At 64.1% G+C, this 25,534-nt stretch carries 14 protein-coding genes; 9 read left to right on the top strand and 5 right to left on the bottom strand.

Annotated elements, in window-relative coordinates; all coding sequences use genetic code 11:
* Positions 1-73: 73 nt before the first annotated feature.
* Positions 74-478, bottom strand: coding sequence for a type II toxin-antitoxin system HicB family antitoxin (locus tag GH664_RS07010; RefSeq protein WP_039921138.1), 405 nt, complete (start codon positions 476-478; stop codon positions 74-76).
* 7 nt (positions 479-485) lie between these two features.
* Positions 486-668: a type II toxin-antitoxin system HicA family toxin gene (locus GH664_RS07015; RefSeq protein WP_153167326.1), complete on the bottom strand. Its 183-nt coding sequence runs from the start codon at positions 666-668 to the stop codon at positions 486-488.
* Between the two features lie 136 nt (positions 669-804).
* Here GH664_RS07015 and uvrA point away from each other — a divergent pair, with 136 nt between their 5' ends.
* From uvrA to GH664_RS07050, 7 genes are all read left to right on the top strand, one after another.
* Entirely contained in the window at positions 805-6,822 is a 6,018-nt protein-coding gene (gene uvrA / locus GH664_RS07020) for an excinuclease ABC subunit UvrA (RefSeq protein ID WP_153167327.1), read from the top strand.
* 52 nt (positions 6,823-6,874) lie between these two features.
* Positions 6,875-7,156, top strand: a complete 282-nt coding sequence (locus GH664_RS07025) for a DUF6398 domain-containing protein (RefSeq protein ID WP_153167328.1) — start codon at positions 6,875-6,877, stop codon at positions 7,154-7,156.
* 190 nt (positions 7,157-7,346) lie between these two features.
* Positions 7,347-9,095, top strand: a complete 1,749-nt coding sequence (locus tag GH664_RS07030) for a class I SAM-dependent DNA methyltransferase (RefSeq protein WP_153167329.1) — start codon at positions 7,347-7,349, stop codon at positions 9,093-9,095.
* Positions 9,085-10,512 carry a restriction endonuclease subunit S gene (locus tag GH664_RS07035; protein WP_153167330.1) on the top strand — a complete coding sequence of 476 codons (1,428 nt, stop codon included), beginning with the start codon at positions 9,085-9,087 and terminating at the stop codon, positions 10,510-10,512. The genes GH664_RS07030 and GH664_RS07035 overlap by 11 nt, the downstream gene beginning before the upstream one ends.
* Entirely contained in the window at positions 10,512-11,681 is a 1,170-nt protein-coding gene (locus GH664_RS07040; protein WP_153167331.1) for an SIR2 family protein, read from the top strand. The genes GH664_RS07035 and GH664_RS07040 overlap by 1 nt, the downstream gene beginning before the upstream one ends.
* Positions 11,678-13,684 carry an RNA-binding domain-containing protein gene (locus GH664_RS07045; RefSeq protein WP_153167332.1) on the top strand — a complete coding sequence of 669 codons (2,007 nt, stop codon included), beginning with the start codon at positions 11,678-11,680 and terminating at the stop codon, positions 13,682-13,684. Before GH664_RS07040 ends, GH664_RS07045 begins: the two co-directional genes overlap by 4 nt.
* 90 nt (positions 13,685-13,774) lie before the next feature.
* Positions 13,775-16,945, top strand: coding sequence for a type I restriction endonuclease subunit R (locus GH664_RS07050; RefSeq protein ID WP_153167333.1), 3,171 nt, complete (start codon positions 13,775-13,777; stop codon positions 16,943-16,945).
* 193 nt (positions 16,946-17,138) lie between these two features.
* Here GH664_RS07050 and GH664_RS07055 read toward each other — a convergent pair whose 3' ends face one another.
* Entirely contained in the window at positions 17,139-17,351 is a 213-nt protein-coding gene (locus GH664_RS07055; protein WP_153167334.1) for a hypothetical protein, read from the bottom strand.
* 89 nt (positions 17,352-17,440) lie between these two features.
* Between GH664_RS07055 and GH664_RS07060 the strand changes: the two genes are divergently transcribed.
* On the top strand, positions 17,441-18,133 hold the full coding sequence (locus GH664_RS07060) for an HAD family hydrolase (RefSeq protein WP_153167335.1): 693 nt from the start codon (positions 17,441-17,443) through the stop codon (positions 18,131-18,133).
* 440 nt (positions 18,134-18,573) lie between these two features.
* Here GH664_RS07060 and GH664_RS07065 read toward each other — a convergent pair whose 3' ends face one another.
* The gene (locus GH664_RS07065) at positions 18,574-20,076 is read right to left on the bottom strand and encodes a toll/interleukin-1 receptor domain-containing protein (RefSeq protein ID WP_153167336.1); all 1,503 of its coding nucleotides are present in this window, start codon (positions 20,074-20,076) and stop codon (positions 18,574-18,576) included.
* Positions 20,077-20,473: 397 nt separating this feature from the next.
* Here GH664_RS07065 and GH664_RS07070 point away from each other — a divergent pair, with 397 nt between their 5' ends.
* Positions 20,474-21,424, top strand: a complete 951-nt coding sequence (locus tag GH664_RS07070) for an IS5 family transposase (protein WP_153167337.1) — start codon at positions 20,474-20,476, stop codon at positions 21,422-21,424.
* A 306-nt stretch (positions 21,425-21,730) separates the two neighbouring features.
* On the opposite strand, the gene GH664_RS07075 is transcribed toward GH664_RS07070, so the two are convergent.
* Positions 21,731-25,510: a tetratricopeptide repeat protein gene (locus tag GH664_RS07075; RefSeq protein WP_194270345.1), complete on the bottom strand. Its 3,780-nt coding sequence runs from the start codon at positions 25,508-25,510 to the stop codon at positions 21,731-21,733.
* Between the last annotated feature and the right edge of the window lie 24 nt (positions 25,511-25,534).

Below are 25,534 nucleotides of genomic sequence, written 5' to 3' on the forward strand. Positions count from 1 at the left end.
CCCACTCGGCGCCCGCGCCGGGGCCCGCATGCCGGCGACGTCTTGCCGGGCGGCCTCATGCTCACGATGTGTCTTACACCCGCGGTCGTGCCTCGATCGCCAGCTTTGCGATGTAGCCCGAGCGCGTTTCACCCGCTGCCCGGGCACGGGCGTCGAGGCGGGCGAGCACGCGTCGCGGCAGGGTGATGTTTACGCGTTCGGCCTTGTCGTCCAGGATTGCCGGGTCGACTTCGGCCACCGCCCATATCCAGCCTGCAAATTCCGGATTCGCGCGATGCGCCTCGATGCGGGTAGGGGCAGGAATATCGCCACCCTCGTCCATCACCGTCTCGATCCAGGCGGCAATAGCCTCCTTCGCGTTCTCGATGGCTTCGTCGATGCCGCTGTCGGCGGCAGAAAAGCAGCCCGGCAGGTCTGGTACCACCACGCCCCAAGCGTGATCTTCGTCGCCGGGCTCGATTGCAATCGGGTATTTCATGGTCATCTCACTTGATGTCTGCGAGCTTCATCAGCTTGTGGGCCAGACCTTTGCCAAGGTCTTTGCGCGGGTGTGGCACGCTGATGTGGCCGGGTTTGTTCGGGTGTCGGAAAACGTGGTGCGAGCCCCGCACGTTAGCCAAGATCCACCCGTCGCGTTCCAATAGCTTGATGAGTTCCGCGCTGTTCATGATGTGTATTATACGCACGATAATGCTCTGGCGCGGATCGCTTCCATGGACGCCCTCGGGAACCTTCCCCCCCTGGACATGAGTCCGATGCCGGTCCCCGCCTAAAATGGCGGCTCACGTCTCCACCTCCCGCCCCATGTCCGCTTCCGACACCCGCTACACCCGGATCGACGCCCCCGCCTCGATCGCCGACGCCATCCGCATCCGTGGTGCGCGTCAGAACAACCTGCGCAACCTGTCGCTCGACCTGCCGCTCAACCGCCTGACGGTGGTCACCGGGGTGTCCGGCTCGGGCAAGTCCTCGCTGGTGTTCGACACGCTGTACGCCGAGGGCCAGCGGCGCTACGTCGAGACCTTCTCGCCCTACGCGCGCCAGTTTCTCGACCGCATGGACAAGCCGCAGGTGGACCGGATCGAGGGCGTGCCGCCGGCGATCGCGATCGACCAGACAAACCCGGTGCGGACCTCGCGCTCGACGGTGGGCACCATGACCGAGCTCGCCGACCACTTCAAGCTGCTGTACGCGCGCGCGGCGCACCTGCACTGCCGCTGCTGCGGCAAGCCAGTGCGGCGTGATTCGGCGGTCAGCATCGCCGCCGACCTGCGCGCGCGCGCGGCGGCCGAGGACGATCCGCGGCTGGTGGTGTGCTTTCCGGTGACGGTGCCGTCCAACTTCAGCGAGGCGGAGGTGACCGGCCTGCTCAATGCGCAGGGCTACACCCGCATCCAGGAACGCATCGCCGCGGGCGGCGCCGAGGGCAACGACGTGCTGCAGGTGGTGCAGGACCGCTTCCGCGCGTCGAATGCCGAGGATGCGCGCCTGGCCGAGGCGCTGGAGGCCGCGCTACATCGGGGCCATGGCCGGCTGTCGGTGTATGCGTCGGGCGAGGGCGTGAAGGCTGAGAAGACGCCCGGCGAGGCGGTGTGGCGATATTCCTCCGGCCTGCATTGCGCGGACTGCGACATCCATTATTCGGAGGCAACGCCCGGCCTGTTCTCGTTCAACTCGCCGATCGGCGCCTGCGAGACCTGCCGAGGCTTCGGGCGGGTGATCGGAGTCGATTTCGGCCTGGTCATCCCCGATGAGTCGAAGACCCTGGCCGAAGGCGCGGTCAAGCCCTGGCAGACCGAGAGCTACCGCGAGTGCCAGGCCGACCTCGAGAAGATGGCGAAGAAGTACGGCGTGGCGATGGACATCCCGGTGCGCGACCTGCCGCCGGAGCATCGCCACTGGCTGTTCGAGGGCGACGCGAAGTGGAAGAACTGGGACAGCTCCTGGCCGCGCTACTGGTACGGCGTGCGCCACTTCTTCGACTGGCTGGAGAGCAAGGCCTACAAGATGCACATCCGCGTGCTGCTGTCGCGCTATCGCAGCTACACGGAGTGCCCGGCCTGCCATGGCGCACGGCTGAAGCCGGATGCGCTGCTGTGGCGCCTGCCGATGTCATCCGTAGGGCGGGCTTCAGCCCGCCAACCTTGCGGTCAGTCCGGCGGGCTGAAGCCCGCCCTACGGGAAGCGCCGGCCGGGCTCGCCATCCACGAACTGATGGCCTTGCCGGTCGATCGCATCCGCGAGGCGGTGGCGGCGCTCCATATTCCCGGCGTGCCGGACGAGGCTACCGAGCTGGTGCTGGGCGAGATCCGCAGCCGGCTCAACTACCTGGCCGACGTCGGCCTCGGCTACCTGACGCTGGACCGCCAGTCGCGCACGCTGTCGGGCGGCGAGGTGCAGCGCATCAACCTCACCACCGCGCTCGGCACGTCGCTGGTGAATACGCTGTTCGTGCTCGACGAGCCTTCGATCGGCCTGCATCCGCGCGACATCGGCCGCATCCTCGGCGTGATGACGCGGCTGCGCGACGCCGGCAACACGCTGGTGGTGGTCGAGCACGACCCGCAGGTGATGGTCGCCGCCGACGAACTGCTCGAGATCGGCCCCGGCCCCGGCGAGCGCGGTGGCAACATCGTCGCCCGCGGCACGCCGGCCGAGATCGCCGCCAACCCGGACTCGGTGACCGGCCCCTGGCTGGCGGGGAAGAAGCGCATCGACGTCGATCGCCCGCCGCGCCCGGTCGATGCCGCCACGCCGCGGCTGAAGCTGGTCGGCGCGCGCCAGCACAACCTGCGCGACCTCACGGTCGGCTTTCCGCTGCAGCGCCTGACCTGCCTGACCGGCGTGTCCGGCTCGGGCAAATCGACGCTGATCCAGGACGTGCTGTACCCGGCGCTGGCCAAGCACTTCGGCGAGGCGACGGAATCACCCGGGATTTTCGATAGTCTCGAGAATGTGGATAACTTGCGCGGCGTGGTCATGGTGGACCAGTCGCCGATCGGCAAGAGCTCGCGTTCCAACCCGGTGAGCTACGTCGGCGCCTGGGACCCGATCCGCAACCTGTTCGCCGCCCTGCCTGAGGCGAAGCAGCGCGGCTACACCCCCGGCACCTTCAGCTTCAACGCCGGCACCGGCCGCTGCCCGACGTGCACAGGCTCGGGTTTCGAGCATGTCGAGATGCAGTTCCTGTCCGACGTGTGGCTGCGCTGCCCCGACTGCGAAGGCAAGCGTTACCGGCCGGAAATCCTTGAACTTCAATGGGATGGGCGTTCGGTGGCGGACGTGCTGGAGCTCACCGTGCACGAGGCGCTGGACGTGTTCCGCGAGCATCCCAAGGTGCTGGCCGCGCTCGCGCCGCTGGCCGACGTCGGCCTCGACTACCTGCGCCTCGGCCAGCCGGTGCCGACGCTGTCGGGCGGCGAGGCACAGCGCCTGAAGCTCGCCGGCCACCTCGCCGAGGCGGCGCAGAAGAGGCGTCCCTCCGTAGGGCGGGCTTCAGCCCGCCACCCCGATGTTTCGGAAAATACCGCCGGCGGGCTGAAGCCCGCCCTAGGAGATGTGGATAACTTTGTTGGCAATGTTGTTGAGAACCGCTCGGCGGACAAGGTAGGGCGGGCTTCAGTCCGCCAGGCCGGCGCTTTGGGAAGTACCGCTGGCGGGCTGAAGCCCGCCCTACGGGACACCGACTCCGGTCTGCTGTTCCTGTTCGACGAGCCCACCACCGGCCTGCATTTCGAGGACGTCGCAAAGCTGCTCGGCGCCTTCGACAAGCTGCTGCAGGCCGGGCATTCGCTGATCGTCATCGAGCACAACCTGGACGTGATCGCCGCGTCGGACTGGATCATCGACCTCGGCCCCGAGGGCGGCGATGGCGGCGGCGCGGTGGTGGTGGAGGGGCCGCCCGAGGTGGTGCGCGCGCACGAAAGCTCGCACACCGGCGCCGCGCTGCGCGAATACGCCGAAGCACTGGCGCGGACCCGCACATCCGGCTTGGCACCAACCGGTACGCCCGAACCGGCACGAACCGCTACGTCCGGCTTGACACGAACCCGTAGGAGCGGGCTTGACCGCGACCGGTCGGGTGCCGAGGAAGAAGAACAAGTCGCGGTCAAGCCCGCTCCTACAGCGGCTGAAGCGCGTGCGCAGTACCGCGCCGTTGCCGCCCCGGCCATCGAAATCCGCCACGCGCGCGAGCACAACCTGAAGAACGTCAGCCTGCAGATCCCGCGCGACCAGTTCACCGTGATCACCGGCCTGTCCGGCTCGGGCAAATCCACGCTGGCCTTCGATATCGTGTTCGGCGAGGGCCAGCGCCGCTACCTCGAATCGCTCAACGCCTACGCGCGCCAGTTCGTGCAGCCGGCGAGCCGGCCCGACGTCGACGGCCTGTTCGGCATTCCGCCCACGGTGGCGATCGAGCAGCGCACCAGCCGCGGCGGGCGCAAGAGCACGGTGGCGACGCTGACCGAGATCCACCCCTTCCTGCGCCTGATGTACGTGAAGCTGGGCACGCAGTTCTGCCCGGACTGCAACGTGCCGGTGACGCCGCAGAGCTTCGAGGCCATCGTCGCGCAGATCCAGCGCGAGCTGCGCGGCGCCTCGGTCGAAGTGCTGGCGCCGCTGGTGATCAACCGCAAGGGCCTGTACACCGACCTCGCGAAATGGGCGCGCGGCAAGGGCCACACGCAACTGCGCGTCGATGGCGAATACCTGCCCACCGCCAAGTGGCCGCGGCTGGATCGCTACAAGGAACACAACATCGAGCTGCCCACCGGCATGGTGGTGGTGCAGCCGGAACACGAGGCCACGCTGCGCGAGTTCGTGCGCCAGGCGCTGGACATCGGCAAGGGCGTCATCAAGGTGCTGGAGATCGGCAAGCTCGGCGCCGCGCCGATCACCTTCTCCACGCTGCGTGCCTGCCCGAGTTGCGGCACCGGCTTCCCCGAGCCGGATCCGCGCCTGTTCTCGTACAACGCCAAGCACGGCTGGTGCCCCAAGTGCTACGGCACGGGCCTCAAGACCGCGGCGCGCATCGAGGACCCGGACGCGCTCGACCTCGGCGATGCGGAGGAAGTCATCGTCAGCGACGAGCCCTGTCCCGCCTGCGACGGCGCGCGGCTGAACCCGGTCGCGCGCGCGGTGCGCTTCCGCGACCTCGGTCTGCACCAGCTCGCCGCGCAGCCGGTGGATAAGGCCGCCGGCTTCTTCGCCGATCTGGCGTTGAACGAGCGTGAGACCGACATCGCACGCGACCTCGTCAGCGAGATCCGCGGCCGGCTGGCCTTCCTGCAGCACGTCGGCCTCGGCTACCTCGCGCTGGATCGCGCCGCGCCCACGCTGTCGGGCGGCGAGGCGCAGCGCATCCGGCTGGCGGCGCAGCTCGGCTCCAACCTGCGCGGCGTGTGCTACATCCTCGACGAGCCGACGATCGGCCTGCATCCGCGCGACAACCGCCTGCTGCTCGACACGCTGGAGGCGCTGCGCGACCGCGGCAACACGCTGCTGGTGGTCGAGCACGACGAGGACACCATCCGCCGCGCCGACCACGTCATCGACCTCGGCCCCGGCGCAGGCGTGCGCGGCGGCCGCGTGGTGGCCGAAGGCCGCATCGACGACCTGCTGGCGGCGCCCGAATCGGCCACCGGCGAATGTTTCCGCCACCCGCTGCAGCATCCGCTGCGCCCGCGCCGCGCGGTGCCCGACGACCATGCGGTCATCCGCATCGAAGGCGCGACCCTGCACAACCTGCGCGACATGTCGGTGCGCATCCCGCTCGCGCGCCTGACGGTGGTGACCGGGGTGTCCGGCTCGGGCAAGTCCAGCCTCGCGCGCGACGTGATCCACGCCAACCTGCGCGCGCGCCTCGGCGACCCCGAGGCCACCCGCGCCCGCCGCCGCGGCCAGGCGCAGCCGGACGAAGTGAATCAGGCCCTGGTCGGCTGCAAGGGCATCCACGGCTGGCAGCAGGTCGGCCGCGTGCTCGAAGTCGACCAGACCCCGATCGGCAAGACGCCGCGCTCCTGCCCGGCGACCTACGTCGGCTTCTGGGACGCGATCCGCAAGCTCTTCGCCGACACCTTCGACGCCCGCACCCGCGGCTGGAACGCCTCGCGCTTCTCCTTCAACACCGGCGCCGGGCGCTGCCCGGTGTGCGACGGCGCCGGCCAGACCACCGTCGAGATGAGCTTCCTGCCCGACGTGAAGACGCCCTGCGAGGCCTGCGGCGGCGCGCGCTTCAACCCGGAGACGCTGTCGGTGCGCTGGAAGGAGAAGACCGTGGCCGAGGTGCTGGCGATGCCGGTGGACGAGGCGGTGGACTTCTTCTCCGCCCATCCCGCGATCGCCCATCCGCTGCAGTTGCTGCAGGACGTCGGCCTCGGCTACCTGACCCTGGGCCAGCCCAGCCCGACGCTGTCGGGCGGCGAGGCGCAGCGCATCAAGCTCGTCACCGAGCTCGCCAAGGTGCGCCGCCGTCCGGGCGACGCGGAGGACACCGGCGGCGTGCCGCTGCCGGCCGACAAGCACAGCCTCTACGTGCTCGACGAGCCCACCGTCGGCCTGCACATGGCCGACGTCGACAAGCTGATCCACGTGCTGCACCGCCTCACTGATGCCGGCCACACCGTGCTGGTGATCGAGCACGACCTCGACGTGATGGCCGAGGCCGACTGGCTGATCGACCTCGGCCCGGAAGGCGGCGACGGCGGCGGCCAGGTGGTGGCGGAAGGTCCGCCCGAGGTGGCGATGGCCACGCCGGCGTCGCACACCGGCCGCCATCTGCGCGAGTTCCTGGCCGCGCGCACTGCCGTCACGTCAGGCTGACGGCGATGACCGCTTCGCCGACAATCCGGCTCTACCACGACACTTCATTCCCATGACCTCTTCCGAACGCATCCCGAAGGCGATGGCCGAAAAATTTGCCGCAATCGCCGCACTCACCGACGCCTTTTGCGCACGCCATCTCGACGATGAATATCGCGTGCTGATCCACCGCGTCCTCGGCGCACTCGCCCGCAAACGCCCGTCACCCCTCACCCGCGGCAAGGAAAACGTCTGGGCCGCGGCCGCCGTCCATGCGGTCGGCCGCATCAATTCCCTATGTGCCTGCGGAGCGGGAGGAGGGATAGTGTTGCCCCAAGCCGCACCGCATTCGTAGGGCGGACTTCAGTCCGCCAAGCGTTCGCGGGTGGGCCGAAGGTCAGCAGAATCGGCCTGAGCCGACGTTGACTGTGCGATCTTGATCAGCAAGTAGTGCGTCGGTCATCTGCCGTTCAACCCGGAACTGCGTTAAACGCTAATTTCGCCGCCGATTACCCTAATCACCCCTTCCTCTGGCGTACCGCCGCATGAACCCCATCGAACAACAGTTTTTCAACGAACTCGAAAGGAAGTTGTGGACCGCTGCCGACAAGCTGCGCTCCGCCCTGGATGCCTCGGTGTACAAGCACGTGGTGCTGGGCCTGATCTTCCTGAAGTACGTCTCGGACGCCTTCGAGGAGCGGCAAAACGAACTGCGCCGACAGTTCCAGGACGCGGAACACGACTACTACATGGCGCCGGAGGACTACGCCGACGACTATCAAGGTCACATCGCCGCCGAGTTGGAGGTGCGGGACTACTACACCGAGAAGAACGTCTTCTGGGTGCCCTTCGAGGCGCGCTGGCAAACGCTGCGCGATCTCGCCCAGCTTCCACCGGGCAGCGAGCTGCCGTGGCAGGTGCCCAAGCGAGACAGCGACGGCCGCTACGTGCGCAACGCGGCAGGTGAGCTGGAGATGGTGCCGGACAAGATGCGCACCGTCGGCTGGCTGATCGACAACGCCATGGAAGCCGTGGAGCGCGAGAACGCCAAGCTCAAGAACGTGCTCAACAAGGACTTCGCGCGCACCCAGATCGACAGCCACAAGCTGGCCGACCTGATCGCCCACTTCTCCGACACCAACTTCAGCCAGCCCCGCTACAACGGCCAAACGCTGAACCTGAAGAGCAAGGACATCCTCGGCCACGTCTACGAATACTTCCTGGGCCAGTTCGCCCTGGCCGAAGGCAAGAAGGGCGGCCAGTACTACACCCCCAAGAGCATCGTCACGCTGATCGTCGAGATGCTGCAGCCCTTCAAGGGCCGGGTGTACGACCCGGCCATGGGCTCGGGTGGCTTCTTCGTGCAGAGCGACGAGTTCATCGCCGAGCACAGCGGCAAGGCAGCCAACGGAAAGACGGGGCAGATCAGCATCTACGGCCAGGAAAGCAACCCCACCACCTGGAAACTGGCGGCCATGAACATGGCCATCCGTGGCCTTGACTTCAACTTCGGCGGGCAGCCCGGCGACACCCTGCTGAACGACCTGCACCCCGACCTGCGCGCCGACTACGTGATGGCCAACCCACCCTTCAACATGAAGGAATGGTGGAGCGCCAAGCTGGAGAACGACCCGCGCTGGATCGCCGGCACACCGCCGCAAGGCAATGCCAACTTCGCTTGGCTGCAACACATGCTCTACCACCTCGCTCCCACCGGCAGCATGGCGCTGCTGCTGGCCAATGGCTCGATGAGCAGCAACACCAACAACGAAGGCGAAATCCGCAAGGCACTGGTCGAGCGCGACTATGTGGAGTGCATGGTGGCCCTGCCCGGCCAGTTGTTCACCAACACGCAGATTCCCGCCTGCATCTGGTTCCTGACGAAAGACAAGGCCAACGGCTTCAACTTCGACAAGAAGAAGCGTGACCGGCGCGGCGAGCTCCTGTTCATCGATGCCCGCCAGCTCGGCTATATGAAGGACCGTGTGCTGCGCGACTTCACCTCAGACGACATCAAGAATGTCGCCGACACCTTCCATGCATGGCAGCACGGCGAGGGCTATCAAGATGTGCCGGGTTTCTGCTACTCCGCCTCGCTCGAGGACATCCGCAAGCACGAGCACGTGCTCACGCCGGGGCGCTACGTGGGTGCCGAGGAGCAGGAAGAGGATGGCGAAGGCTTCGCCGACAAGATGGCCCGGCTGACGACGCAATTGGCTGAGCAGTTTGCGGAGAGCGCCAAGCTCGAGGCCAAGATTAAGAGGAGCTTGGCGGGGTTGGGCTATGTGCTCTAACGAAGTAGAGAACACCCCACGCGTATGGCCTCGGGTGCGAATTGGGGAGGTGGCTGAAGTCTTTGATGGGCCTCATGCAACACCGACAAAAACAATGGCTGGGCCGGTCTTTCTAGGGATCAGCGCGCTAAATCGCGGCCGTCTAGATCTGTCAAATACCGAACACTTGTCTGAAGACGAATTTGTGACGTGGACGCGAAGAGTCACGCCACGATCTGGCGATGTTGTGTTTTCTTACGAGACGCGCATTGGTGAGGCGGCCATCATTCCGGACGGGCTTCGTTGCTGCCTTGGGCGAAGAATGGGATTGGTTAGGGCAGATCCGTCAAAACTTGATCCTCATTTCTTTCTCTACCAGTACCTGTCTCCGGCATTTCAGGATTTCCTGACTTCCCGAACCATACACGGAAGCACGGTGGATCGAATTGCTCTCAAGGAGTTTCCAGACTTCGAGATCGATCTGCCTCCACTTGCCGTGCAACGACACGTGGCCCAGGTGATGGCGGATGTGGATGCGAAAGGCGACATCAACCTCCGTATCAACCAAACCCTTGAAGCCATGGCGCAAGCCATCTTCAAGTCGTGGTTTGTCGATTTCGACCCGGTCAAGGCCAAGATCGCCGCCATTCAGGACGGCCGCGACCCGCTGTGCGCTGCGATGAGCGCCATCAGCGGCAAGTCCGACGCAGAACTCGACGCGCTGCAGCCTGAGCAATACGATCCGCTTGCCGCCACCGCCGCGCTGTTCCCGGATGAGATGGAAGAGTCGGAGTTGGGACCGATTCCCAAGGCGTGGAGTCACAAGGCGCTGGCACAGCTCACAGACAAAATTGGCAGCGGGGCAACACCCCGAGGCGGCAAGGAGGTTTATCTCGCAGATGGCGTGGCGCTCATTCGTAGCCAGAACGTCTACGACAGCTTGTTCGTCTGGGAAGGCTTGGCTCGCATTTCGGACGAAGCCGCAACCCAGTTGAAGGGCGTCGCGGTTCAAGAAGACGATGTCCTGCTCAACATTACCGGAGCATCGATTCTGCGTACCTGTGTCGTCGAGACTGACGTTCTTCCTGCCCGCGTTAACCAGCATGTGGCGATCATCCGTGCCAAGGCGGGCGTGCCGTCGCGCTTCATTCACATGCACCTGCTTCGACCAGACATCAAGAGCTATTTGCTCGGTCTGAATGCGGGGGCATCGCGCGAGGCCATCACCAAAGCGCACATCGAGTCATTGACCCTGCTGACCCCAAGCCCGGAGCTGCTGGCAGCATTTCAGACCGCGACCGACCCGCTGTTCCGACAGGTGCAGCGCTTCGGTCGACAGATGCGAGTTCTCGGCGAGTTGCGTGACGCCCTTCTCCCCAAACTCCTCTCAGGCGAGTTGTCAGTCGAAGCGCTCGCCGATCCTGTGGGGGAGGCCTGATGGACATAAAAAAGCTCCGCGAGAACAAACTCATCGTTGATAAGGTCGAGGAAGCCTTGCAGGCGGCGTATCTGTCGAACCGGGATTTCAATGCCGTTCTGGATGAGGCAGAGCCGCTGTCATTCAGGAGTCTGCGCGACCCGGATCACGAGTACTTGGTGAAGGTGAGCGACGCCCTTTATTGGGTGGAGCGAGATGCCTATCTGGACGAGCTGGATCACTGGGAAGGGCAACAACAGGTCAATCAGCACGAAGCTGCAGCGGCTTTCATCAAGGCTTCTGATCAGCAAGCCGTTTTTCTTGATCTCGTTGATGCCTTGCGGTTTGGGCGAATCGCGCCGTTTGTCGGCGCGGGGCTTTCGAAGGCCTGTGGCTACCCGATGTGGGGTGAGGCCTTGCGCAAGATCGCACACAAGCTCAATGGCCTGGAGGTGCAGGACATTGAGCCGCTGCTGGCGCGGTACGAGTACCTGCAGGCCGCGCAGGTTCTGCATGACGCCGCCGCTCAGCAGGTGCAGCATTTCATCAAGACCGAGTTTCGCCAGCGGGGTGCCATCAACGGGCCGGTCAGACTTCTACCTGAACTGGCGAACGGCTGCATGGTCACGACGAACTTCGACACGGTCATCGAAGACCTCTTCCGTGACCGAGGGCAGCCGCTGGATGGCTACATGCACGGCACGCAGGCAGGCAACAACTTCGTGCTGCGGCTGCTGCGGGGCGAGCGTTGCATCCTGAAGCTGCATGGGGACGCCGGTCAGGCGAACACCCATGCCTTCACGCAGGCGCAATACCAGGCAGCCTACGGCGGGGCTGGCGGCGAGCCCTTCGCTTTCCGGAATCAGCTCCCGAAGGCGCTGCGGCAAATCTTCATCAGCCACTCGCTGCTGTTCCTGGGTTGCAGCCTGGAGCAGGACAAGACGCTCGAGCTGTTCAAGTCCGTCGTGGACGAGGCTGCGTTTGAGATCCCGGATCACTTTGCCCTGCTCAATGAGCCCGCCACGCTGCAGGAGCGTGCCCGCAAGGAAGATCGGCTTTTGCAACTGAAAATCCGGCCGCTGTGGTACGCGACGCCAGTGGATGCCGATGACGGGCCGGATCACAGCCTGTTGGAGCAGATTCTCAAGCTCGCCATTGCGGTAGCGCGCAAACAGGTGGTGTTTGAATGATCAACTTTGAGTCTCTCGAAGACCTTTCCCTGCTGCGCGAATCCGTCTCGCTGGAATGCAAGCTGGCCAGCGGGCGTGATGGAAAGGGTGCGCTGCCGGAGGACTTCTGGCCCACCTACAGCGCCATGGCCAATACGGACGGTGGCGTGGTCATACTGGGCATACGCGAGCGCAAAGGGCTGTTTGAGCCGGTGGGTATCGAGAGTATCGACAAGGTTCGGGCGGAGCTATTCAACAATCTGAACAATCGGCAGAAGGTCAGCATCAACCTGCTGACTGACGACCAGGTACGCGAATGGATTGTGGAAGGCAAGACGCTGCTGGTCATCGAGATTCCCCGTGCCCGGCGGCAGCAACGCCCCGTCTATCTCACCCGCAACCCCTTTGATGGCAACACCTACCGGCGGCTTAACGAGGGTGATCGCCCGCTGCCCGACGAAGAGGTCAAGCGCATGCTGGCCGAGCAGGTGGAGGACAGTCGCGACGACCGGATTCTGCGCGGTTTCGGCTTTGCCGATCTGGACATGGGCAGCTTTCGGGCCTATCGCCAGGTGTTTGCCAACCGCGAACCCGGCCACCCTTGGAACGAAAAGGACGACCAGGAGTTTCTACGCCTGATTGGTGGCTGGCGTCGTGACCGGGATACCCAGGAGGCGGGCCTGACCCTTGCGGGTTTGCTGATGTTCGGGCAGATGAGCGTCATTCAGGAAGTGTTGCCCAACTACATGCTCGACTATCAGGAGCGCCCCGAGGCCCGCACGGAGCGCCGCTGGGTCGACCGCCTGACCTTGGACGGCAAGTGGTCGGGCAACCTCTATGATTTCTACCGCAAGGTTTATCTGAAGCTCACGGCCGATTTGAAGGTGCCGTTTCAGCTCGAAAAGGGTGAGCGTCAGGACGAAACGCCCGTGCATGTCGCCCTGCGCGAGGCGTTGGCCAATGTTCTGGTTCATGCGGATTACACCGAGCGCGCGTCGGTGCTGGTGGTCAAGCGGCCCGACATGTTTGGTTTTCGCAACCCCGGTCTGATGCGCATTCCGGTCGAGGTGGCGCTGCATGGCGGCGAGCCAGATTGCCGCAACCGGAACTTGCACAAGATGTTCCGGTTTGTGGGTGTCGGTGAACAGGCGGGCACAGGTATCCCCCGAATCTTCCAGGGCTGGAATTCCCAACATTGGAATCCGCCCAAGCTCTACGAGTCGTCAATACCGTACAACCAGACCTTGCTGGAACTACGGATGATCGATCTGTTCCCGGCGGAGATCATTGCAGACTTGCGTATCCGGTTCGGGACACTGTATGACCAGCTTCCGCATGAGGAACGCGTGGCGCTTGCGCTGGCGGGTAGCGAGGGTACGGTCAATCACGCCCGTTTGTGCGCTGTGTCATCTGCCCACCCCGTAGAAGTGACACGCACGTTGCAGCACCTGACCCAGTTGGGCGTATTGAACTCGACAGGTTCGGGGCGGGGGGCGGTGTATTTTCTGCCGGGTCAGAACTTGCCGACGCCAGACGATGTTTTTGGGCCTTCCGCTCAGGGAGCGGCTGCCAGCTCCTCAATTTCGAGTGTCAGCTCCTCAAATTTGACCAGCAGCTCCTCAGTTTTGGTCGGGACCTCCTCAGCTACCAGCCAACTGCACGATGCTGATGGATACCTGCGCTCCGGTCAGTTGCCCCTGCCGGTCATCAGCGACCTGAAAGCCTTGTCACCTGAGTTGCGGGCGAGGCTGGAAGCGTTGGCGGCAGAGCCCCGGCAAAAGAAGAAGCTTGACCCCGCCATCATGGAGGCGGCAGTTCTGGCGGTCTGCGAGGGGCACTACTTGACCCTGATGGCCTTGGCTGAGCTGGTGAATCGCAAACCCGCTTCTCTCAGAAATGTGTACCTGTCGCCCATGGTACGGGCTAAGTCTTTGAGCTTGGCCTTCCCCACAACGCCCACACACGAACGACAGGCTTATTGCGCCACTTCATCTTTGCCGCCTGTCTCGGATTCGGCAGCGTGATTTCATAAGTAACTGATTGTTATGTATTTTCTTATTTCATCGCAAACCGGATCAGCTATCAGATAGCCGAGGGCGCACAAGGGTTTCAAGATGCTGAACGAACAACAACTCGAAGATCTCTGCTTGGGCTGGTTCCAGGAGGCCGGCTGGCGTTTCGCCCACGGCCCGGACATTGCGCCGGACAGTGGCGCGCCTGAGCGCACCGACTTCCGGCAGGTCGTTCTGCGCGAGCGCCTGTTGGCCGCACTGGCCCGGATCAACCCGCAGATTCCACCCGCAGCCCTGGAGCAGGCTGCGCATGCGCTGCAGAGGGTGAGCGCGCCGCAGATGGTGGTGCGTAACCGCAGCGTGCACCGACTGCTGTTGAACGGCGTGCTGGTGGAATTTTCAGTGGGAAACGAGAAGAAGACCGATCTGGTGCACTTCATCGACTTTGCGCAGCCCAGCAACAACGACTTTCTGGCGGTGAACCAGTTCACCATCACCGGCACCAAGCAGCCGCGCCGGCCGGATGTGATCGCCTTTGTAAACGGGCTGCCGGTGGCGGTGGTGGAGCTGAAGAACCCCGCCAATGAGCAGACGGACGTGTGGGATGCCTTCAACCAGTTGCAGACCTACAAGGACGAGATCGGCGACCTGTTCAACAGCAATGCCGCTCTGGTGGTGAGCGATGGCTGGACGGCACGCGTGGGCTCGCTCACCGCGAACGCGGAGCGCATGCTGCCCTGGCGCACCATCGCCAACGAAGACGACCGGCCGCGCCTGCAGATGGAGCTGGAGACGGTGGTACGTGGTTTCTTCAAGCCCGAGCTGTTTCTGGACTACGTGCGGCACTTCGTGCTGTTCGAGCAGGACGGCGACAGCATCATCAAGAAGATTGCCGGCTACCACCAATTTCACGCCGTGCGCGAGGCAGTGCGCGCCACGGTCATTGCTGCGCGGGATACGGACAAAGGCGTGCTGGAGGTGCACGAAGAGCGCGCGACCTACGGCAAAGAGGTGAAGCCGGGTTCGCGTAAAGCTGGGGTGGTTTGGCACACGCAGGGTTCGGGCAAGAGCATCACCATGGCCTGCTATGCGGGCAAGCTGCTGCAACAGCCCGAGATGAAGAACCCCACGCTGGTGGTGGTGACCGACCGCAACGACCTCGATGGCCAGTTGTTCGCGACCTTCAGCGCCGCCAGTGATTTGCTCAAGACCACCCCAGTTCAAGCCGGCGACCGCGACGAGCTGCGTGGAATGCTGGCCTCGCGTGAAGCGGGCGGAATCATCTTCACCACGGTGCAGAAGTTCGCGCTGCTGGAGGGTGAGGAGGCACACCCGCTGCTCTCCGGCCGCAGCAATATCGTGGTGATCTCGGACGAAGCTCACCGCAGCCAGTACGGCACCAAGGGCCGGCTGGACACCAGAACCGGCAAGTACGTGTTCGGCTACGCCAAGCATTTGCGCGATGCGCTGAAGAACGCCACCTTCATCGGCTTCACCGGTACGCCGATTGCGCTGGAGGACAAGGACACCCGCGCGGTCTTTGGCGACTATGTCAGCATCTACGACATCCAGGATGCGGTGGACGACGGCGCCACGGTGCCCATCTTCTACGAGAGCCGTCTGGCCAAGCTCGACGTGAATCAGGCGGAAATCGACGCGCTCAACGAGCAGGTCGAAGAAGTGGTCGAGGACGAAGAGGACATCGCCAGCCGAGAGAAGACCAAGAGCGAATGGGCGGCTTTGGAAAAGCTGGTGGGCTCGGAGCCCCGGCTGCAGCAGGTGGCGCGTGACCTGATCCAGCACTTCGAGGCCCGGGTCTCAGTGGTGGACGGCAAGGCGATGATCGTGTGCATGAGCCGCGACATCTGCGTGCAGCTCTACAACGCCATTTGTGTGGGCGACGAGAACACCCCCCCTCTGCGGCCTGAGTGGCACAGCACCGATCCGGAGCAAGGCGCGATCAAGGTCGTGATGACCGGCTCTGCCGCAGACAAAGCCTTGCTGCAGCCGCACCTCTACAGCAAGCAAGTGAAGAAGCGGCTGGAGGCGCGCTTCAAGGACGTGAACGACCCACTGAAGTTGGTGATCGTGCGCGACATGTGGCTGACCGGATTCGATGCACCGTGCTGCCACACCATGTACGTCGACAAGCCCATGAAGGGCCACAACCTGATGCAGGCCATCGCCCGCGTCAACCGGGTGTTCAAAAACAAGCCGGGCGGTCTGGTGGTCGATTACATCGGGATTGCCAACGAGCTGAAGGCTGCGCTCAAGACCTACACCGATGCCAAGGGCAAAGGTGACCCGACGCACAACGCGGCGGAAGCGCTGGCCGTGTTGCTGGAAAAAATGGACATCGTGCGCGGCATGATGCACGGCTTCGACTACGGCGCGTTCGAGACCCAGGCCATCCAGCTTCTGGTGCCTGCGGCCAATCACATCCTGGGCCTGAAGGACGGCAAGACGCGTTTCCTCGACACCATGGTGGCCGTGGCCAAGGCGTTCTCGCTATGCGGCACGCTCGACGAGGCAGGAGTCCTGCGCAAGGAAATCGCCTTCTTCTCGGCCATCAAGGCGGCCATCAACAAGTTCACGACGGTGGACAAGAAGCGCAGCGACGCCGAGAAGAACAGCGCACTCAAGCAGATTCTGGACAACGCCATCATCTCCGATGGCGTGGCCGACGTGTTTGGGCTGGCAGGGCTGGACAAGCCGAACATCGGCCTGCTGTCGGACGAATTTCTCGAAGACGTGCGCCAGATGGAAAGCCGCAATCTGGCGGTGGAGTTGCTGGAAAAACTGCTGCGCGACGAGATCAAGTCGCGCGCACGCAACAACGTGGTGCAGGAAAAGAAGTACGGCGACCGCCTGCTGGAGACCCTGCGCAAATATCACAACCGCGCGATAGAAACCGCCCAGGTCATCGAAGAGCTGATTCAGATGGCCAAGGAGTTCCAGGCCACGCTGGAACGGGAGGCCGCGCTCGGTCTGGGCCACGACGAGATCGCTTTCTACGACGCGCTCGCCAACAACGAAAGCGCCGTGCGTGAGTTGGGCGACGAGGTGTTGAAGAAGATCGCCATCGAGATCACCGAGAAGCTGCGCGCCAGCACCACGGTCGATTGGCAGGTGCGTGAGAGCGTGCGCGCCAAACTGCGCATCCTCGTGCGGCGATGCCTGCAGAAGTGGAAGTACCCACCCGATCAGCAGCCTAACGCTGTGGAACTGGTGCTCAAGCAGGCTGAAGAGCTGTCCAACAGCTGGACGATGTGAAAGTTGCCGAGATCGGCAGAAATGAATTAACCGCTATGCGGTGTCTTCGACAAAGCGAAGTCACCGAGAGACGCGTGTTGGTTGGATCTCTGATGGCGTGGTCTGGCTCGTCAATGTCGGCGCAGGACGCCAAGTCATCTGCCGCCGCCGAGTCACCGCAGCTCGTTTCGTCCGCGATCTGCGCGTGCTCACCTCATCCTTCGGTGACCTCGTCGTTCATGAGGCGGAATGCGATCCACAGCCCGAGCAGCACGTTGCATACGGCGAAGCCGGCCAGCACCCAGTTCACCGCAGCCGGCAGCTCGCGCGTACGCAGCACCCAGGAGATCGCCGACGACAGCCCGTTGAGGGCGATCAGCAGCCAGAACTGGGGATTACGCGGCTGGATGAGCCGTGAAAGCTTCATGGGGTTGTCCTCGTGATGCCGCCCCGGGGGCCGGGCGACAGCCTCGCATTATCGTCCGGGAGCCGGCCCGCTCGGAACCCATCGGTCCCATGCTGAAGCTCGAAAACATGAAGGCAATCTCCCTCGACCTGGACGACACGCTGTGGCCCGTCTGGCCCACCATCGCGCGCGCCGAGCAGGCCCTCCACGACTGGCTCGTGCTCAACGCGCCGCTGACCGCGGCCATGTACGCGAGCCCGCACGCGCTGCGCGAGATCCGCGACGCCGTGGGGCGGCAGCGGCCCGATCTCGCCCATGACATGACGGCGCTGCGCTGCGAATCGATCCGGCTTGCGCTGTCCAGCGCGGGTGACGACCCGCAACTGGCCGCGCCCGCCTTCGACGTCTTCATCGCCGAACGCCACAACGTCACGTTCTTTCCCGACGCGCTCCCCGCGCTGGAATTCCTCGCCGCCCGCTATCCGCTCGTGAGTGTGACCAACGGCAACGCCGAGCTGTCGCGCGTGGGTCTGGCACCTTTCTTCGTCGCCAGCGTCGCCGCGCTCAAGGTCGGCGTGTCCAAGCCCGACCCCCGCATCTTCCAGGCCGCGGCCGAGGCCGTCGGCGTGCAAGCGCACGAAGTGCTGCACGTGGGCGACGACGCGGTCATGGACGTGCTGGGTGTCCAGGACGCTGGCATGCAGGCGGTCTGGATCAATCGCGAACAGGCGGCGTGGCCGCATGCGGGGAGGCCGCATCTGGAAGTGCTTGACCTCGGCGTCCTGGTCGACGTGCTGGGATAGGTGGATCCGCGGGTGAGGCTGAGGGGTATCGCGTTTGGCCGGGGCGTCTGAACTTGATCTTCATGTCCGTGAGGCCCTCTCGGCCAACACCGCTGAGTTGCCGTCCCGATGGACCGCGCAGTGCAGGTGCGGCTCTTCCCAAGTCGCTGCCGCTCGCGCCGTAATCACTTACTCCGCGTTCGGCCTCTGCCGGTCAGCCTGCGACGACTGAACGAAAGCAGTGTTGTGCACAACTGCCACATGTCGTAAAGCGCTGTCGAACGGCTGGTCTTCGGGGCATCGAACTGATCGTCTTGGCACATCTGTCGGTCGAGAAGTCGAATTAGTGACCGCAGGGCAGACATAGATTGCCGCGTCTAGCCAGCCTTCGAATGTTGCAATGCGGCAGCCGCGTAACGTCGGGCCAGGCCGCACTCCCAACGCCGAGCAGGCGCCACAGTTCAGCGCTGGCGTCGGATGGCTTCCTCAAGCACCGGGAATGTCAGCGCGAAGAATCGCTGATTTAGTGTGCGGCATTGCGTCATGCCCCGTCGCACACCGTCGGGGTCGAGTTGCCTTAGCGCCGTGGTCAAGCGACCTATTGTGGCGTCGCAGAGATCCTGCCAGTCTTCCGTGATGGCTTCAATCTCGTCGGACGCGCCACTCGCATAGTGGCTGCGCAACGCCTCTCTGTCGATGCCCCCCTGGGCCTGCAACTCGCGGTCGATGCGGCTAAACGCCTTGGCGCAGGCTTCGATCTCGTCAGGCGACCAGTTCGCATCGGCGAAGCGCTCCAGCACCTCCCAGCGTACGCGGTTGTGCATCCGAACAGCGCGGAGCAGCACTCGGGTATGCGGCGCGATGCCGTGCGCCGGTGTGTTCGAGAACTCTTCGAGGAAGAACAGATGGAACTTAAACTCGTCGCTTATGCCATCGTGCTCCATCGAGTGCAGCACGGGTCGCATCACGCAGCCGCCCTGCACGCTCTCGAATGTGCCGGTCATCGGCCGAAATACGTTGCCGGCACTGGCCTTCCTCAGCACGGCAACAAGTTCCTCGAGCCACGGGCTGTTGCCATCAGCCGGCCGCACATTGGCCACCAACTGGCCCCAGATCCGTGGAGGCTCGACCTTGCCGAACAGGTTGGCTGTTAGGCGATCGGTCTCAACCACGCAGGCATCGAGGTCGGTGGCGACCGCGAGCCGTTCGGGACCGCGAACCTCAAGCGTGGCCCGGTAGTTGAACGCCACGGGCATGCGTGGCGGACGCAACACGTGGGCGATGCGCGTGGCTGCCTGCAGAATCGTCGCGTCATCGAGCGACGGGTTTAGCGCCTCCCATCCGGGCAATGGATCGGCCCGGCGAAAAAGGCCATCTAGGAAGCGCTGCAAGTGCGCGACATCACCGGGCACCGACTGGAACCCGTCGATGGCGCGAGGCAGCGAGGCATTCGGGTGGTGTAGGCAAATCAGCCGCTCCAACTTGCGCGATGTCGCGCTGGCGCGGAACATGCCCGTCTCGTACATGCACCAGCCGCTTGGCTCGCCAGCCTCGGAGATTAGGATCACAAACCAGTGCGACGCCTTGGTCGCCGACTCGATCTCCGATTTGTAGTCTTGGCCCGAGATGCGGGTCGTGAACTCGTCGGCGAATGTCACCGTGACCTGATGCGACGATAGCGCCCGGAAGACCTCGGCCACGGTTCGTGCGGCCTCGGCGTCGACGCCGACGCGGTAGCTGATGAAGGCAATGATTCGCCCCTCGTGCAGACTGTCGGCGACGCGGTGCATTGCGGAGGCGTAGTTCGGTTCATCTTTCAACACGCAGTGCGCACGCTTGAGGTTCTCGGCAGCGGCGGGATAGCGGCGGAGCAGTTTGGGCAGCATCTCCTCGCCCCGCAAATGCGAGAAGTCGGCGTCAGGCGTGTCCGATGCGCGGGTGAACTCGATGAAGTTCCGTTTCATGGCAGTCTATTCCTTCGTCATCACCGCCACTACCGTCACCGCCAGACGGTAAGACTAGCGCCTCACTTTAGTTGCGGCGGCGGCTCGAAATCCAGACGCTTCGTTCAGCGCGGTGCGGACCTGTCAACTGCAGATACTGGAACACGAAACCGGCCCCGCCGCAATCCCATCGCGGAGCCCCCAAAGCGGTTCTAGGATAGGAAACTAAGACGACCTGTTCTTTGCCTGACGGCAGGCCAGATCGGGCGCTCGACGGGTTGATCGCCGTCTTCGGGGCGAGCGTTGCCCGTTGAGCGTGCATGGACGCGACGGGTCAGGGATGCCAGCCGGTTCATGAGGGAAGCTCTGATCTATTCAGAGCCGGTAAAATACTGAAGTCATAAACCGCGCTACCCCCATGAAGCAAACGACCTTCGCCTCGCTGGCTTTCGAACGGAAGAAGAAACAGACGCGCCGGGAGCGCTTCCTGGCCGAGATGGAGCAGGTCGTGCCATGGGCAGCGCTGCTTGCGGTGATCGAACCGCACTACCCGACGACGGGTCGACGCGGTCGTCCGCCGATGCCTCTGGCGACAATGCTGCGGATCTACTTCATGCAGCAGTGGTACGCGCTGTCGGATCCGGCGATGGAAGACGCGCTGTACGAGATCGAGTCGATGCGCCGCTTTGCCGGTCTGGATCTGACCGACGATGCGATGCCCGACGAGACGACGATCCTCAAATTCCGCCATCTGCTCGAGAAGCATGGACTGACCTCGCAGATGATGAACATCATCAACGACACGCTCGAAGCAGAGGGCCTGCTGCTCAAGGGTGGCACGATGGTCGACGCCACGATCATCCACGCCCCGCCTTCCACGAAAAACCAGGACCGCAAGCGCGACCCCGAGATGCATCAGACGAAGAAGGGCAACCAGTGGTACTTCGGCATGAAGGTCCACGTCGGAGCCGACTTGAATTCCGGCCTTGTTCACACAGTGTCGGTCACGCCGGCCAACGTTTCGGACATCAGCCAGTTGCCGCACCTGGTACGTGAAGATGATCGGGCAGTGTTCTGCGACAAGGGCTACGTCAACAACAAGCTCAAGCGCCTGGCGCGCAAGGCCGGTGTGTTCTGGGGTGTTTCGCTCAAGGCCAGCAAGCCGCATCCGCTGACCGGCGCGAACAAGCACTTCAACCACAAGATGTCGTCGATCCGCGCGCGGGTCGAGCACGTCTTCCGCGTCATCAAGCGCCAGTTCGGTTATACGAAGGTGCGCTACAAGGGGATCGAGAAGAACGCCGCCCAGGTGTTCTCGCTGATCGGTTTGACCAATCTTTATCTGGCGAGGCGCGCCTTGATGAATTGATGGGCGAAATCCGCCCGCTGCGCCCGAAAACGGGCGATCTGGGCCGAAAAGGCCTCGAAAAACAGCGGTAGAAGCGGAAAAGGCAATCATCGGAGTCGGTGGAAACGGCTGGCTTGGGTGGGCGTGCTCAGAACATCGATTGATCAGGGATTCCTTAGGAGTCCCGTCCGGTGCGTCGATGTCCTCCGTGGGCCTACTCGCCCAGAAAGCCCGAAGTCCATCGGCACGTGACTCCGATAACTCGGCAAGCACAGCCTCATCGAGCTTGCCTTCCGCGTTAGCCGCCTAGAGAACGGCGGCCACCTCCTATTCACTTGTCTTGGTCACAGGATCTTCGCCGAGCGCTTGAGCGACCAGATCGAGTAATGCAATGTCCGGCTCCAGCCCCGCTGCTTCGCTGAACTTGAGGAAGCGATCACGGATGAAGCGCGCCAGTTCACCAAAGCGCAGCGGACAGCGTTCAACGAAGGGGGCTACAAGGCGCAAGGCTTCGGATGCCGCATTCGCAGACTGCACATGGCGGTCCAAAGCGAAAAGAACTGTCGATGTGACGGCGAGACTCGTCGCCAGTTCAGGCAAAAATGCGTCGGGCCGGGTGCGCGCCAGCTCCCGCCGAATCTCAACGGCCTCTTGGCTGGCGGCCAGCGCCTCCTCCCGACGGCCGAGATCGGACAAGCGAAGGCCAACGTTATTCAGGCTCACCGCTAGATCGGGCAGGAACGCATCGGGCCGGGTGCGTGCCAGCTCCCGCCGAATCTCCAAGGCCTCTTGGCTGACGGCCAGCGCCTCCTCCCGACGGTCGAGATCGGAAAGCATGGCCCCGGTGTTATTCAGGCTCCCCGCCAAGTCGGGCAGGAATGCGTCGGGGAGGGTCCGTGCCAGGTCCCGCCGAATCTCGACGGCCTCCCGGCTGGTGGCCAGCGCCTCCTCCCGACGGCCGAGATCGGAAAGCATGGCCCCGGTGTTATTCAGGCTTGCCGCCAAGTGGGGCAGGAATGCGTCGGGCCGGGTGCGTGCCAGTTCCCGATACAACTCGACAGACTCCTGGCTGGCGGCCAGCGCCTCCTCACGATGGCCGAAATCGGACAGGCGAAGGCCAACGTTGTTCAGGCTCCCTGCCAGGTCGGGCACGAACGCATCGGGCCGGGTGCATGCCAGTTCCCGATACAACTCGACGGCCTCCTGGCTGGCGGCAAGCGCCTCCGCCCGACGACCGAGACCGGAAAGCATGACCCCGGAGTTATTCAGACCCTCCGCCAGGTCGGGCAGGAACGCATCGGGCCGGGTGCGCGCCAGCCCCTGATACAATTCGACGGCCTCTTGGCTGGCGGCCAGCGCCTCCTCCCGACGGCCGAGATCGGACAAGCGAAGGCCAACGTTGTTCAGGCTCACCGCCAGATCGGGCAGGAACGCATCGGGCCGGGTGCGTGCCAGTTCCCGTCGAATCTCGATGGCCTCCTGGCTGGCGGCCAGCGCCTCCTCCCGACGGCCGACACCGGAAAGCATGGCCCCGGTGTTATGCAGGCTCCCCGCCAGGTCGGGCAGGAATGCGTCGGGGAGGGTGCGTGCGAGCTCCCGCCGAATCTCCAAGGCCTCTTGGCTGACGGCCAGCGCCTCCTCCCGACGGCCGAGACTGGAAAGCATGGCGCCGATGTTATGCAGGCTCCCCGCCAAGCCGGGCAGGAATGCGTCGGGCCGGGTGCGTGCCAGCTCCCGATACAACTCGACGGACTCCTGGCTGGCGGCCAGCGCCTCCTCCCGACGACCGAGACTGGAAAGCATGGCTCCGATATTACTCAGGCTCCCCGCCAAGTGGGGCAGGAATGCGTCTGGCCGGTTGCGTGTCAGCTCCCGTCGAATCTCCACGGCCTCCTGACTGGCGGCCAGCGCCTCCTCCCGATGGCCGAGACCGAAAAGCATGGCCCCGGTGTTATTCAGGCTCGTCGCCAAGTCGGGCAGGAACGCATCGCGCCGGGTACGTGCCAGCTCCCGTCGAATCTCGATGGCCTCCTGGCTGGCGGCCAGCGCCTCCTCCCGACGGCCGAGATCGGACAGGCGGATGCTCAGCGTGTCGAGGCTGGCGGCCAAATGGCCCAAGGCTGATCCGTGCTGATCGTTGGTGGCGTCCTGCTGAGCATTCAACGCTGCGCAGTGTTCGCGGGCCGACCGGGTGCGCCGCGCGGCGACCTGATACGCCAGATCCATCAGCGACAACGATTGCTGCGGCAGCGCGCTCGCGATCGCTTCGAGCGCGTCGTCGTCGAAGGTGTCCACTTGCCGCACAACGCGATCGGCCAGCGCACCCGGAACGTCGACGATGACCGCGACCAGGTCCTCGGCCAGCAAGGCTGTATGCCGTACGACGAGTCGGTCGAGCAGCGTGCAGGCACGCGCACTGGCCCGCGTACCATGCTCAGGTTGGGTGGCGCGCTGCAGCACCGTGAGTAACCGACGACGCCATGTCGATCGTGTGTCGATGGGCTCGGCTTCGATCCAGCTCAGGCACCCATCGATCAGTTCGGCATCGCCGACCAGGGCGACGTGATGTTCGCCGATCAGATCCGGCTCGAGGGGAGCGACCGCACCGGTGTCCCGGCCATACAGCCGGTACAGTTTGCGCGCCACAGGCTCCACCGTTGCGCGGGCCGTGCGGAGCCCTTGGTAAAACGCGTCGGCCATCAGGATACGTTCGGTGCCCCGCTCTGACGGTACGCCTTGCACCGCCGTAAGCTGTGCGACACCGCGCGCCAGGTCGCGCATGCCGTCATCGTCCAGCGGGCCGGCAAGCATACGCCAATGGCTGCGCTCCAGGCCGAGCACGCGGCTCAGCAACTCGTCGATACGGCTCAGCCCGGCGTTCGGTGCGGCCCCCGCAAGCCATAGCAGCGCCTCCATTTGAATCGCCAGCGGCCGGCTGTAGTCTTCCCCGCTCCCGATGCGACGGCGTCGCTCCGGCCCGGGATCGGCGGTGGGCAGCTCATAGCCCTGGGCGCCGAGCAACGGCTCGAATGCTTCAAGGCTGGCCTCGAACAGGCCGAGTCGATCCTGTTCGGCATCGAATGGCTGCAACTCCACCACCGCTGACGCGCCGCCTCTACTACTGAACAAACGCTGCAGTTCGGGCATCTCGTCATACAACGCGGTCCACCAGTCGCCTGCGCTGCGTGCCAGCAAGACGAGGCGAAGCGGGCGGAGCGCGTCATCAGAGCGCCCGCACAAGCGCTCGGCGATTCGCCTCACCTCGTCCTGCCGGCCTTCCGCATAGTCGATAACGATCAACAGCCCCTGGTCATCGCTCTGGGCAATCAACTGATCCAGCGCCTGCCAACGCTGTTTCAGCGTCGATTCGACCTGCTCGTGGGCACGCTCGAAGAAGCCGGTCGTCCACCCCTGTCGGCGAAGGGCTGCTGCGACTTCGATCAGGAGCCGCGTCTTGCCCAGCCCGCCCGGCCCGTGGATCAGTCGTGCGGCAACCGGCCGCCGGTCCTCGCACCAATCGAGCAGTTGCGCCTTGAGGCCTGTCGCATCGACATAGCCGACCATCTCGAACTTCGCCTGCAGCAGGTCTGTCGGACTGACCTCAAGGGGATCGCGCGCAAGTCGGCACTGCTTGGGATCAAGCAGCCGATGGCCATGCTGGCGGAAGTAGATTTCGTACAGCGGCACACGGGTTGGAAGCGGCGTGCCCACCATGATCTTCGCGATTGTCGCCAGGATGCCCGCGTGATCCTCGATCTCGTCGATATGATGGATGTTGAAAGGTTCGGGAATTTCGCCGAAGGGCATGTCCGTTGGCCGTACATTGACCAGCTTCCCCTGCGCCTGTGCGCTGACGGCCTCCGCATAGACGTAATCCGAAATCATCGCGCCTCGCGTCCAGATCACCACCACGACCCGTGCCTTTTCGAGGGCGGCTTTGATCTGTTCGGAGTACGATCCCCGACTCTCGAGTTCATGGTCCCACCACACCGACCCGGCGCCGTATTGCGCTTCGATCACATCGACGAGTTCGCAGGTGAGTTTCCGATGTCTCGACGAATAGCTGATGAAAATGGGCTGCACGAGAACCCCCGAGCGGAACTGCATCAGTCGGTGAGCATACATTCGCGT

Source organism: Thauera sp. 2A1 (assembly GCF_009469595.2).
Lineage (GTDB): Bacteria > Pseudomonadota > Gammaproteobacteria > Burkholderiales > Rhodocyclaceae > Thauera.